Source organism: Variovorax sp. P1_H2, from assembly GCF_056405295.1.
Map to the genome: position 1 here is coordinate 1 of NZ_JBFUCJ010000158.1, position 11,975 is coordinate 11,975.

13 protein-coding genes are annotated in these 11,975 nt (G+C 67.7%); 7 read left to right on the top strand and 6 right to left on the bottom strand.

What is annotated here, in order from left to right:
- Nucleotides 1–106: 106 nt before the first annotated feature.
- Nucleotides 107–1,711, bottom strand: coding sequence for an ABC transporter substrate-binding protein (locus tag AC1D2E_RS32295; protein WP_478201179.1), 1,605 nt, complete (start codon nucleotides 1,709–1,711; stop codon nucleotides 107–109).
- A gap of 113 nt (nucleotides 1,712–1,824) precedes the next feature.
- On the opposite strand from AC1D2E_RS32295, the gene AC1D2E_RS32300 reads away from it, so the two are divergent.
- Nucleotides 1,825–3,009, top strand: coding sequence for a M20 aminoacylase family protein (locus AC1D2E_RS32300; protein WP_478201180.1), 1,185 nt, complete (start codon nucleotides 1,825–1,827; stop codon nucleotides 3,007–3,009).
- Nucleotides 3,010–3,040: 31 nt separating this feature from the next.
- Here the strand turns inward: AC1D2E_RS32300 and AC1D2E_RS32305 are convergent, their stop codons facing one another.
- Both AC1D2E_RS32305 and AC1D2E_RS32310 read right to left on the bottom strand, forming a co-directional pair.
- Entirely contained in the window at nucleotides 3,041–3,553 is a 513-nt protein-coding gene (locus AC1D2E_RS32305; RefSeq protein WP_478175229.1) for a DUF2306 domain-containing protein, read from the bottom strand.
- Nucleotides 3,554–3,743: 190 nt separating this feature from the next.
- Nucleotides 3,744–3,950, bottom strand: a complete 207-nt coding sequence (locus tag AC1D2E_RS32310; protein WP_478201181.1) for a hypothetical protein — start codon at nucleotides 3,948–3,950, stop codon at nucleotides 3,744–3,746.
- Between the two features lie 200 nt (nucleotides 3,951–4,150).
- Between AC1D2E_RS32310 and AC1D2E_RS32315 the strand changes: the two genes are divergently transcribed.
- From AC1D2E_RS32315 to AC1D2E_RS32340, 6 genes are all read left to right on the top strand, one after another.
- Entirely contained in the window at nucleotides 4,151–4,477 is a 327-nt protein-coding gene (locus AC1D2E_RS32315; protein ID WP_478201182.1) for a hypothetical protein, read from the top strand.
- A gap of 118 nt (nucleotides 4,478–4,595) precedes the next feature.
- On the top strand, nucleotides 4,596–4,895 hold the full coding sequence (locus tag AC1D2E_RS32320; RefSeq protein WP_478201183.1) for a hypothetical protein: 300 nt from the start codon (nucleotides 4,596–4,598) through the stop codon (nucleotides 4,893–4,895).
- A complete protein-coding gene (locus AC1D2E_RS32325) occupies nucleotides 4,892–6,313 on the top strand; it encodes a TolC family protein (protein ID WP_478201184.1) in 1,422 nt (473 codons plus the stop codon). The genes AC1D2E_RS32320 and AC1D2E_RS32325 overlap by 4 nt, the downstream gene beginning before the upstream one ends.
- Nucleotides 6,314–6,341: 28 nt before the next feature.
- Nucleotides 6,342–7,757: a multicopper oxidase family protein gene (locus AC1D2E_RS32330; protein WP_478201190.1), complete on the top strand. Its 1,416-nt coding sequence runs from the start codon at nucleotides 6,342–6,344 to the stop codon at nucleotides 7,755–7,757.
- A gap of 37 nt (nucleotides 7,758–7,794) precedes the next feature.
- Complete coding sequence (locus AC1D2E_RS32335; RefSeq protein ID WP_478201185.1) at nucleotides 7,795–8,298, top strand: cupredoxin domain-containing protein; 504 nt, start codon at nucleotides 7,795–7,797, stop codon at nucleotides 8,296–8,298.
- Nucleotides 8,295–8,627, top strand: a complete 333-nt coding sequence (locus tag AC1D2E_RS32340) for a copper-binding protein (RefSeq protein ID WP_478201186.1) — start codon at nucleotides 8,295–8,297, stop codon at nucleotides 8,625–8,627. Before AC1D2E_RS32335 ends, AC1D2E_RS32340 begins: the two co-directional genes overlap by 4 nt.
- A 344-nt stretch (nucleotides 8,628–8,971) precedes the next feature.
- On the opposite strand, the gene AC1D2E_RS32345 is transcribed toward AC1D2E_RS32340, so the two are convergent.
- Genes AC1D2E_RS32345 through AC1D2E_RS32355 form a run of 3 tightly spaced genes read right to left on the bottom strand, consistent with a single transcriptional unit; the run spans nucleotide 8,972 to nucleotide 11,821 of the window.
- A complete protein-coding gene (locus AC1D2E_RS32345) occupies nucleotides 8,972–9,913 on the bottom strand; it encodes an AraC family transcriptional regulator (RefSeq protein WP_478201187.1) in 942 nt (313 codons plus the stop codon).
- A 31-nt stretch (nucleotides 9,914–9,944) separates the two neighbouring features.
- Entirely contained in the window at nucleotides 9,945–10,733 is a 789-nt protein-coding gene (locus AC1D2E_RS32350) for an L-iditol 2-dehydrogenase (RefSeq protein WP_478201188.1), read from the bottom strand.
- Nucleotides 10,730–11,821: an ABC transporter ATP-binding protein gene (locus AC1D2E_RS32355; RefSeq protein WP_478201189.1), complete on the bottom strand. Its 1,092-nt coding sequence runs from the start codon at nucleotides 11,819–11,821 to the stop codon at nucleotides 10,730–10,732. Before AC1D2E_RS32355 ends, AC1D2E_RS32350 begins: the two co-directional genes overlap by 4 nt.
- Between the last annotated feature and the right edge of the window lie 154 nt (nucleotides 11,822–11,975).

The window sequence follows — 11,975 nt, forward strand, 5'->3', positions numbered from 1 at the left end:
CAGTGGGGGAGCGTGGGGGCCCAGGCCGGCGCCGGGCCGCCCCAAGGCGGCCTGCGGCCCCCTCGGGGGGCAGCGACGACACGAAGTGCGGAGCGTGGGGGCCATATCAATCCGTGCGCTTCACGCCGGCCCATTGGTCGCGAGCATCGAGCGCGGGAAAGACCCCGCTGAGTTTCCTGCTCGCCGTGTCCACCGTCTCCTCGTCGAACAGCACCAGCGTCGGCAGGTCCTCGTTGAGGATCACCTGCAGCTCCTTGTAGAGCCTGGCGCGCACTTCGCGATCGGTGGCGGTGGCGGCCCGGCTCAGCAGATCGTCGACCTTCGGGTTCGAATAGCCGCTCGCGTTGGTGTTCGGCGCGGTGCCCGTGTAGGTGTTGTAGAGGCGCGTGTAGCCGATGGCCGGGTCGCCGGCCGAGAAGTACGATCCCAGCATCATGTCGTAGTCGCGCTTGGCGAACACGCGGTCGTAGTACACCGAGCGTTCCAGCGGCTCGAGCTTCACTTCGAGGCCGATCTGCCGCAGGTTGTCCTGGATGATCTGCGATTGCGCGCGCATCTGCGCCCGGCTGACGTCGAAGGGCATGCGCACCGTCGTGCTGCCGGGCTTGACGCCGGCCTTCTCGAACAGGGCCTTGGCGCGTGCCGGATCGAGGGGGTACTTCTTCGCGTAGCTCACCTCGTCGTTGAAGAGCCATTTGAAGCCGTCGCCGAAGGCACCCGCGCCCGGTCGGGCGATGCCGTTCATGGCCTGCTTGACGAGCCGCTGCCGGTCGATCGCCAGGGCCGCTGCATGGCGAGCCTCCAGCTTCGAGAACAACGTCGACTGCGTGTTGAACATCAGGAAGTAGACCGCCGGGATGTTCACGCCACGGCGCGGCGCCAGATTCTTGTCCGCGAGGATCCGCGGGACGTCGGGCTTGGGCGTGTAGAAGTCGAGGAGTTCGTCGATCTCGCCGGTCTGCAAGGCGGGCACGCGGTTGGCCGCCTGCGGGATCACCTGGAAGATGATCGATTCGAGAAAAGGCTTTTCGCCGTCCCAGTACTGGTCGTTGCGCACGAGCTTGATGCTCGCCCCGCGCTTCCACTCGCCGAACTTGAAGGGGCCGGTACCCACCGGCTTCTGGTTGGCCGGGTTGGTGCCGATGTTGCTGCCTTCGTAGAGGTGGCGCGGGAGCATCGGGGCGTCGAACACCGTCATCTGCGAGAGGAAGGGGGCGTAGGGCTTCTGCAGCCGGACCACCGCGGTCAGGGGATCGGGCGTGTCGACCTCGAGGCCGAGACTCTTGAACACCGGTGCCGCACGCGGATGCAGCTTGCCCACGACCTCGGTCAGCGTGAACTTGACGTCGGCGCTCGTGAAGTCCTTGCCGTCATGCCACTTGACGCCGCTGCGCAGCGTGAAACGGTAGGTCTTGCCGTCGGGCGAGACGGTCCAGGCGGTGGCCAGCGAAGGCTTGGGGTTGTACTGCGGGTCGAGCCACACCAGGCCCTCGAGGATCTTGGCCGAGACGTCGCCGGCCGCGAAGTCGGTGGTCGTGCCGAGGTTCAGCGTCGGCGGATCGGCGTCGATGGCGAGCACGGCGGTGCCCTTGCCGGTGGCCGCGTGGCCGTAGCGCGAAGTGGCCAGGCTGCCGGCGATCGCGAGGGCGCCGAGGCTCAACTGGCGCCGGGTCAGGAAGAGGGGCGGGGGGGTGTGGGTGCTGTGGGTCATTGTCGGAGAAGGGCCCGGGGGCGGGCGATTTTCGAAGCAATTTCAGGGCCATCGGACAGCCGCCATTATTGGCGTGGAAAATGCACGCTCACTGCAGCGTCAAGGCGGCCCCGATGATTTCAGTTCCCATCCACCCCGGCATCCAGGCCACGACCGAGGAAATGATCGGCTTGCGCCGGCAGATCCATGCCAATCCCGAACTGGGCTATGAAGAGTTCCAGACCAGCGATCTGGTGGCGGAACGACTGGMGCGCTGGGGCTACGCCGTGCATCGCGGCCTGGGCGGGACCGGCGTGGTCGCAACGCTCAAGGTCGGCGACGGCAGCCGGCGGCTGGGCCTGCGCGCCGACATGGACGCGCTGCCGATGACGGAAACCACCGGCCTCTCATGGGCCAGCCGAAAACCCGGCGCCATGCACGCTTGCGGCCATGACGGCCACACCGCCACGCTGCTCGCCGCGGCGCAATTGCTGGCGGTCGCCAAGGGCTTCAACGGCACGCTCCACCTGATCTTCCAGCCCGCCGAGGAGGGCTTGATGGGCGCGAAGAAGATGGTCGAGGACGGTCTCTTCGAGCGCTTCCCCTGCGACGCGGTGTATGCCTTCCACAACGAGCCCGGTTTCCCGGCCGGGCAGTTCGGCTTTCTTCCGGGCGTGATCTACAGCTCGTCGGACACGGCCGTCATCACCATCGAAGGCAAGGGCGGCCATGGCGCGATGCCGCACACCACGGTCGATCCGATCATGGTCGCGGCGCACCTGATCCTGGCCTTGCAGACCCTGGTGTCGCGCGAGGTCGACCCCAACGACATGGCGGTCGTCACGGTGGGCGCGATGAGCGCCGGCAAGGCGCCCAACGTGATTCCGACCAGCGCCGAACTCAAGCTGTCGGTGCGGGCGCGAAAGCCCGAGGTGCGCGCCTTCCTGCGCGAGCGCATCGTCGCCATGGCGCAAGCCCAGGCGGCCGTGCATGGCGCGACCGCGACGGTCGACTACCAGTGGAAGATGCCGCCCTGCGTCAACGACGAGGCGGCCACCGCCTTCGCGCGAGAGGTGGCGCTGGCGTCGATGGGCGAGAAGGCGCTGATCCCCGACATGGCGCCGCTGCAGGCCAGCGACGATTTCGCGTTCATGCTGAACGCGGTGCCGGGCAGCTACTTCATCGTCGGCAACGGCGACGGCAAGCCCGGCAGCGGTCCGGGCTGCATGGTGCACAACACCGGCTACGACTTCAACGACGAGATCCTGCCCAGCACCGCGAGTTATTGGGTCGCGCTGGCGCAGGCCTACCTGCGTTGAATGCTGTTGCCCTCTCGAGCGACCATGATGTCTAGCCGCCCACGCTGTCAGGCAGTCCCGCCGATGAACGCTTCGCGAGGCCGCGCACTTGCAGCACGCAGCCGATCACCAGCACGACGAAGAAGAAGCCCACCGCCTTCTGCAGGCTCGGATCGTCGGGCCCGCTGAACCACGGCGCCCCGGCGGGCAGCCGCGTGAAGGTCTCGGTCAGCCCGGGGATCATGTGGAAGAAGAGCGTGGTCGAGTAGGCGATCATCTCGACCGCGCGCGAGGCGCGGCCGAAGACCTTCCGGCGCCCGGCCAGCGCCGCGATGCCGAGCACCACCAGCGTCAGGACCCCCAGCGCGTGCGGTGCGCCGAAGCCGCCGTGCCGGAAGATGCCGAAGCCGGTCAGGCAGGTCAGGACCGTGGCCCAGACATAGGTGCGGCCGAGCGGATGCCCGGCCGCGATTTCGCCGAAGCGGATCATCGACGCAAAGCCCGCGGCCAGCGCCACCAGGCTGATGGCGGTGTGGACGATGCCGAGCGGTGTCAGTCCGAACATGGAGAGCTCCTTCGATGTGTTTGGGTCGGCGCGGCCTGCCTGCGAAGCGACATGGCGCCGGAAGGGCCACCGGCTCCCGGCCCGTCCGGATCGCACAAGCAAGAGTCGGACCGCCGAGTCGGCGGTCCGGCGCGTTTCATCGCTCTTTTGAAGGCCGCTGTCGCGCGGTGGCCAGGGGTCCGTCGGGCGATCAGGGTTCGCATCGGAACAGGACGCCGGTCTCGGCCGGCGCCTTGCCGATGACCTGCAGGGTCGAACGGTCCTTCCGGCAGTACGAGGCGGCCTCGGCGGAGGTGGTGGCGCGCATCACGCCGTCCTTCATCCGGACGACTTCGTTGGAAGGGGCGCCGCAGCCTGCCAGCGCCACCGCAAGGAGGAGGAATGAGAGCCGGTTCATGAGGCCGACTCTAGCGCCTCGGCGCGCAACGCACGACCCCGGCCGGGTCGAGCCGTCGCGGCACGTCATCTACAATGCGCGGCATGCACCGGGTTCGCCTGTTTGTCCTTTGGATCATGATGATCGCCGTTCCCTTCCAGGGGTACGCGGCGGCAGCCATGGTCCTTTGCGGGCCCGGGCATTCGGGTGCGACGAGCACGATGACCGCGACGAGCACGATGGCAGCGGTCACGGCCGGAACTTCCGAAGCACACGATTCCGCGGTGCATCGGCACGGCGACGCGCACGCCGGCCAGCACCACCACGAGGCCAAGCAGTCGGCCAAGGCCGACCCAGGCAAGACCGCCGGCCTCGAGGTCGACACCCTGCACAAGTGCGGCACCTGCGGCGCGTGCCACGGCACCGCGCTGGTCAGCGAGCTGCAGCTGGCCGTCCTCCAGGACCTGCCCCCCGCTGAACTGGCGGAACCCACCTTCGCGCTGGCCACGCTGGTGCCCCGCCTCCTCGACAAACCCCCTCGCAGCTGACACGTTCGCGCCGCCGTGACACGCGTCACGGCCACGCCGCGAACGCTCATGCATCGCCTGCGTCACGCCGTTTTCGGGCGGCTCGACGCACTCCGTTCATGAACTTGCGAGGACTTCCATGTTCGCTTCATTGCCGGCCCGTTGGCTGGCCCTTGCCCCCGCCATGGGCGCGCTGAGCGCCATCGCCCAGCCCACGCCGCCTCCTGCAGAACCGCGCGCGACGCCCCCGGTCGCCACCTACCAGTCCGCGCTCGAGGGCTACCGCCCCTTCGCCGACGAAAAGCCGATCCCCTGGAAGGCCGCCAACGACACCGTGCACCGCCGCGGCGGCTGGCGGGCCTACGCCAAGGAGGCGGCGAACGGCCCCGCCGGCGACGGCCCCGCTACAGCGGCGCCGCCGGGCAAGGAGCGGCCATGAGGCCCGCCTTGCGTCTGGCGGCCATCGCTGCCGCCATCGGCGTGCTGGCCGGCTGCGCCTCGGTCGGCATCGACGATGCCCTCCAGGAGACGAACGCCAACGCGCAGGCCTTCACCCAGGGAAAGCTGGAACTGAGCCGCGACCCGGCACAGCGCGACCGCCGCGCGGCCCTGGCGCAGGACCTTCTGGCGCAGCCGCTGACGCAGAACGATGCGGTGCAACTCGCCCTGGCCAACAGCCCGGCCGTGCAGGCCCTGGTCGCCCAGAGCTGGGCCGACATCGCCGCCGCCGACCAGACCAGCCGGCTCCCGAACCCGATCTTCAAGTTCGATCGACTGCGCATCGACAGCGAACTCGAGCTGGGCCGCCTGCTGTCCTTCGGCCTCGTGGACCTGATCCTGCTGCCGCGGCGGCTGGCCATTTCGAAAAGCGAGTCGGACCGGGCCAAGGTGCAGCTGACCGGCACCGTGGTCGACCAGGTCACGCAGGTCCGGCAGGCCTGGGTTCGCGCGGTCGCGGCCCAGCAGACGCTGACGTACGCCGAACAGGTCCATCGCTCGGCGCAGGCCAGCGCGGAGCTGGCGCGCCGGATGCAGCAGGTCGGCAACTTCAGCAAGCTCCAGCGCGCGCGCCAGCAGGTCTTCTACGCCGACGCAACCACCCAGCTGGCCCTGGCGCGACATGCCGCCACCGCCGCGCGCGAGGAGTTGAATCGCGCCCTGGGGCTGGACGACGCCCAGGCGGCCCGGATGCGCCTGCCGGATCGGCTGCCCGATCTGCCGAAGGCGCCCCGCGATGCGAAGGAAGTCGCAGCCACCGCGACCGAGCAGCGCCTCGACGTCCGGATCGCGCGGGCCCGGCTGGAGGCCGCGGGCCAGTCGCAGGGGATCAACCTGCTGTCGACCTTCACCGACATCGAGGTCGGTGGCCGCCATGACACCGTGTTCGACGATGCCACCGGGACCCAGAGCACGCGCCGCGGCTTCGAGATCGATATCCGGCTGCCCCTGTTCGACTGGGGAACGGCGCAGCGCGATGCGCTGGATGCACAGTCGCTGGCCGCGGCCAACCGCTACGACGCCACCGTGCGCGGCGCGTCCTCGCAACTGCGCGAGAGCTATTCGGCCTACCGCACGGCCCATGACATCGCCCGGCACTACCGGGACGAGATCGTCCCGCTGCGCCAGGCCATGACCGACGAGAACGTGCTTCGCTACAACGGCATGCTGATCGGCGTCTTCGAACTGCTGGCCGAGGCGCGCGACCAGATTGCGAGCGTCAGCAACGCCATCAACGCACAGCAGCAATTCTGGCTCGCCGACGCCGCGCTGGCGGCCTCGATCCTCGGCCGACCGACCGTGGCCGCGACGCCCATGGCCGGCTCCGGTCCCGCGGCGGCTGCCGCAGCCGCGCACTGAAGCCCCCCGCACCGAACCCATGAACGACATGACGAACCGACGCAATTTTCTCGGCGCTGCGAGCGCCATCACCGGGGCCGTCGCTGCTGCGGGCGTGAGCAAGGTGGCGATGGCCGCCTTGCCGGAGCCCGCCTTCCAGACCCGGCCCGACACCATGCCGCCACTGGCGCCTTCCAGCGGCCGGCCCTACGACCCCGTGGTCACGCTCAACGGCTGGAGCCTTCCCTGGCGGATGAACAAGGGCGTCAAGGAGTTCCACCTGGTGGCCGAACCCGTGGTGCGCGAGATGGCGCCGGGCTTCAAGGCCAATCTCTGGGGCTACAACGGCCAGTCGCCCGGGCCCACGATCGAGGTCGTCGAAGGCGACCGGGTGCGCATCTTCGTGACCAACAAGCTGCCCGAGCACACCAGCGTCCACTGGCACGGCCAGCGCCTGCCCAACGGCATGGACGGGGTCTCGGGGCTGACGCAGCCCCCGATCCGGCCCGGCAAGACCTTCGTCTACGAGTTCGTCGCGCGCCGGCCGGGCACCTTCATGTACCACCCGCATGCGGACGAGATGGTGCAGATGGCGATGGGCATGATGGGCTTCTGGGTGACGCACCCGAAGGGCGAGCATCCGCTGATCGACAAGGTCGACCGCGACTTCGTCTTCCTGCTCAATGCCTACGACGTGGAGCCGGGGAGCGCCACGCCCAGGATCATGACCATGCTCGACTTCAACCTCTGGTCGTGGAACAGCCGGATCTTTCCGGGCATCGACTCGCTCAACGTGCGCTTGAACGACAAGGTCCGGATCCGCGTCGGCAACCTCACGATGACCAATCATCCGATGCACCTCCATGGCCATGAGTTCGAGGTCACGGGAACCGACGGTGGACCGACGCCGCGGGGCGCACGCTGGCCCGAGGTGACGGCGGACGTCGCGGTCGGCCAGATGCGCCAGTTCGAGTTCGTCGCCGATGCGGAGGGCGACTGGGCCTTCCATTGCCACAAGAGCCACCACACCATGAACGCCATGGGCCACGACGTCCCGACCATGATCGGCGTCGACCACAAGGACATCACCCGCCAGATCACGGACCTCGTGCCCGACTACATGGTCATGGGCGAGCGCGGCATGGCCGACATGGCGGAAATGGACATGCCGATCCCCGACAACACGGCGCCGATGATGACCGGCGAAGGCCCCTTCGGCTCGGTCGAGATGGGCGGCATGTTCAGCGTCCTCAAGGTCCGCAAGGGCCAGAAGGCCGGTGACTACGCGAACCCGGGCTGGTTCAGGCACCCCAAGGGCACCGTGGCGTACGAGCTGGACGGCCCCGCGCCCGACGCCCCGCGACAGCGCGGCGCCGGTGCCGCCGCGATGCCCGTGCGGAACATGCCCGCCAGGGACATCGAGGTCCAGGTTCGCAAGCCTGCCGGCGGCCACGCCGGCCACTGACGTTTTCTCCCCACCTCTCCCAACGCAAAGGAAACCCATGAAGCACGCAATCCAACACACCGCGCTCGCTGCGCTGCTGGCCCTGGCGGCCGCAGGCGCCTCGGCGTCCGGCACCCATGCCGGCGGCCACGCGCACGGCGACAGCCACGGCCACGACGCGGACAGCGCGATCGGCCAGCCCGGCGTCGCCGGCAAGGCCACCCGCACGATCCGCATCGACATGAACGACAGCATGCGCTTCGTGCCGGCCGACGTCCGCGTCAAGCAGGGCGAGACCGTGCGCTTCGTCATCAAGAACTCCGGCCAGCTGAAGCACGAGCTCGTGCTCGGGACCCGGAAGGCGCTCGAGGCGCACTACGAAGTCATGAAGAAGAACCCGGAAATGGAGCACGCCGACCCGAACATGGTGACCCTGGCGCCCGGCCAGAGCGGTGAAGTCGTCTGGCAGTTCACCCGGGCCGGCCAGGTCGATTTCGCCTGCCTTCAGCCCGGCCACTATGACGCCGGCATGAAGGGTGTCGTGAAGGTGGCACGGCCATGATCGACCGCCGCACCGCACTGCTGGCATTCGTTGCCGCGCTCGCCTTCTCCGGCGCGGCGAGCGCCCAGTCCAACGCCCCGGGAACGGCCGCCGCGGACGAGCTCTCCGACGGGGAGGTTCGCAAGATCGACACCGACAACAAGAAGCTCACGCTCAGGCACGGTCCGCTCAAGAACCTCGACATGCCCGGCATGACGATGGTCTTCCAGGTCACCGACCCTGCCATGCTCGAGAAGCTTCAGGTCGGCGAGAAAGTCCGGTTCCAGGCCGAGAAGATCGACGGCAAGTTCACGGTGACCCGGATCGAGGCCCTGGGCCGGGCCCCATGACGCCAGGGAAGCCCCGGTGACGGCAGCGATGGGCCTGAACACTCGATGCGCTTGATTTCCTCGCCTGCGCCTCGTCGAGTGCGCGATGCCGAGGGTCTGCGCCGTGGGCCCTTGGCAGTATGACGTATGCAGCGGTGAGCACGGCGGTCGCGACGAGTGCCAACACGACCCACACGACCACCTTCTCGTAGACGGAAGAAACGATCTGTACATGACGAAGTTTCACGTGGCTCTCCTGCGCATCGCTGCGGATTGGCGTCTGTTGCTTCAACAATGAAGCTGTCGGACACTAGGCCGCTATCGTTCGCCAGTGCGCTGCACGCAAACCAAGGTCACTCGACAAGTCAGCCTCCCGAGCCGCTGAAACGGCTGTCCGCCTGACGCCGGAACTCCCTCGGCGTCATGCCCTTGATCCGCAGGAAGCGCCGGTTGAAGTTGGCCACGTTGTTGAAGCCCACCCGCCAGCAGATGTCGGTCACCTGCAGATCCGTCTGCATCAGCATGTGGCAGGCGCTGTTGATGCGCATGTGGTTGACGAACTCGGTGAAGTTGTTGCCGGTGGAGCGCCGGAAGAAGCGACTGAAACGGCTCTCACTCATGCCGAGTTCAGCCGCAAAGTCGGCCATCGAGATGGACTCGGCCAAGTTCGCCGAGATGCGATTGACGATGCCGTTGATCTGGTCGACCTCGGCGTCGCCATCCGCCCCCTGCAATTGCACGCTCGACAGCAGCCGGTAGTCGGTGCATTGGGCAAGATCAGCCAGGAATTCGCAGAACAGCCCGAAGCGGCGCAGGCCACGGGTTGCCTTCATCTCGACCCAGTTGGCCCGCGCGCGCTCCGACATTTCAAAAAACTCGATGCCGTAGCGCGCACGCTCGAGCAACTGCATGGCGTCCTGCAACTCCGGTATTTCGGCGGCCGCACGCTCGATCGGCTCATGCCGGAACTGGACCACCAGGTCGCGCTCGGCGACGCCACCTTCGGGCGCATCCAGCGAGATCCAGTTGTGTGGCAGGCGCGGGCCGCACAGCACCAGATGGCCGGGATGGAACGGGCCAATCCAGTCGCCGATGAAGGCCTTGCCCGAAGTCGCGACCATCAGGTGCAACTCGTACTCGTCGTGGAAATGCCAGCGTGCCATGGGCGTGGGGTAACCGTGCGCCAGGCAACGCACGAGCCCGATCTGGGGTGATTCGTAGCCCAGCGAGGGGGAACGCGTGTAGTCGCGCTCCACCTCGGGCTGGCGCTGGCGAGGCAACTGGCGCTGGCGTGCGGAAGCGGTCATGGCAGCATCATCCGGCCGGTTCGCGGCCGGCTCAACTCATGACATTGCCACCGTCGACGTTGAGCGTCTGCGCCGTGATGTAGCGCGCCTCGTCGCTGGCCAGGAACACCGCCGCGCCGGCGACGTCGTCGGGCGTGCCCATGCGGCCCAGGGGTACCTCGAGTCCGACGCGGCGCTTCTTCTCGCCCTTGGGAAGGCCCTCGTACTTCGCGAACAGGTCGTCGACGTGCTCCCACATCGGGGTGTCGACCACGCCCGGAGAAATGCCGTTGACGCGGATGCCGTGCGGCGCCATGGCGAGCGCTGCGCTCTGCGTATAGCTGATCACCGCCGCTTTGGTGGCGCAGTAGTGCGACACGAGGGCTTCGCCGCGCCGCCCTGCCTGCGAGGCCATGTTGATGATCGACGCGCCGGGGGTCTTCGCCCCGACCATGTGCTTGAGGACGGTCTGCATCACGAAGAACATGCCTTTCACGTTCACCGCGAACAACAAGTCATAAGAGGCCTCGCTGCTCTCCAGCAATGGCGCCATGTCGAACACCGCCGCGTTGTTGAACAAGGTATGAACCGGTCCGAAGCGCTGCACCGCCTCAGCGAGCATGCGTTGGATGGCGGCGCTGTCGGTGACGTCGGCGCCGATGTAGTGCAGCGCATCCGGATGCTTGCGCTGCAATTCCGCCACCTCGGCCGGCGCGCCGGGTGCGCGGTCGACGACGCTGCAGAGGGCGCCTTCGGCGATGCAGGCTTCGGCGACGGCCAGGCCGATGCCGCCGCCGGCACCGGTGAGCAGGATATGACGTTGGGCGAGACGGTTGGTCATGCTGAATCTCCTTGAATAAAGATGGAAACGCGTTGGCTTGCGCGCCCCCCAGTCGGGGCGCCCGGCACCGTCCTGCCTTCCCGGTTGAACAGGTGCAGCACCGAGGGGTCGAGCTCGACCGCGACATCGTCACCCGCGCGCAGCGGCGTGCGTTCGTTCTGGCGCGCGATCAACTGAACGCCGCCGACGTCRACATGGATCAGCGTGTCCGCACCCAGCGCCTCGATGAGGTCGACCCGGCCCTGCACCCCCGCGCCGCGCCCCGGATGCACGCGCAAGCCTTCGGGCCGCACGCCCAGGAACCCGTCATTTGGAAGGAGACCGCCGGTCTGCGCCGAGAAACTGGGGATGGCATCGGCAGCCACGACGTTCATCGACGGCATGCCGATGAACTGGGCCACGAACTGATTGGCCGGTCGGTCGTACAACGCCAGTGGCGAGCCGACCTGCTCGATCAGCCCATCCTTGAGCACGACCACGCGGTCGGCGAGCGTCATGGCCTCGACCTGGTCGTGCGTCACGTAGATCGTCGTTGCGCCCAGCGCCACATGCAGCTTGTGAATCTCGACGCGGGTGTTGCCACGCAGCGCGGCGTCGAGGTTCGAAAGGGGCTCGTCGAAGAGGAAGACCTTTGGCGCCCGCACGATGGCACGTCCGATCGCCACGCGCTGACGCTGGCCGCCAGGCAGCGCCTTGGGTGTGCGATCGAGATACTGCGTGAGGTTCAGCTGCCTGGCGGCGTAGTCCACCTTCTTCTTGATCTCGTCCTTCGGTACATTGGCCAACTTGAGCGCGAACGACATGTTGTCGTAGACGCTCATGTGCGGGTACAAGGCGTAGCTCTGGAAGACCATCGCCAGGTCGCGCTTGCCCGACGGTGTATTCGTGATGTCCTTGCCGTGAAGCATCAGCCGCCCACTGGAGATCGGCTCGAGGCCGGCGATCAGCCGCAGCAGCGTCGACTTTCCGCAGCCCGATGGACCGACGAACACGATGAACTCGCCCTTGTTGATCTCGAGATCGACGCCCTTGATGACCTGAACGTCGCCGAAGGTCTTCTTGATGTTGCTGAGTTGGAGGTAGGCCATCAAATGACTCCTTGAGGATTGATCGGGAGGCCCTGCAGCGATGTTGGCGCGGTGCCTGAGACGCGATGCCTTTTCGTGGGCTGCCGCGGAACCGGCTTTGCCGGGCCGCTGGCGGCGCCCCCGGTAGGGGGTGGGCGGCTGCACGAAGTGAGCC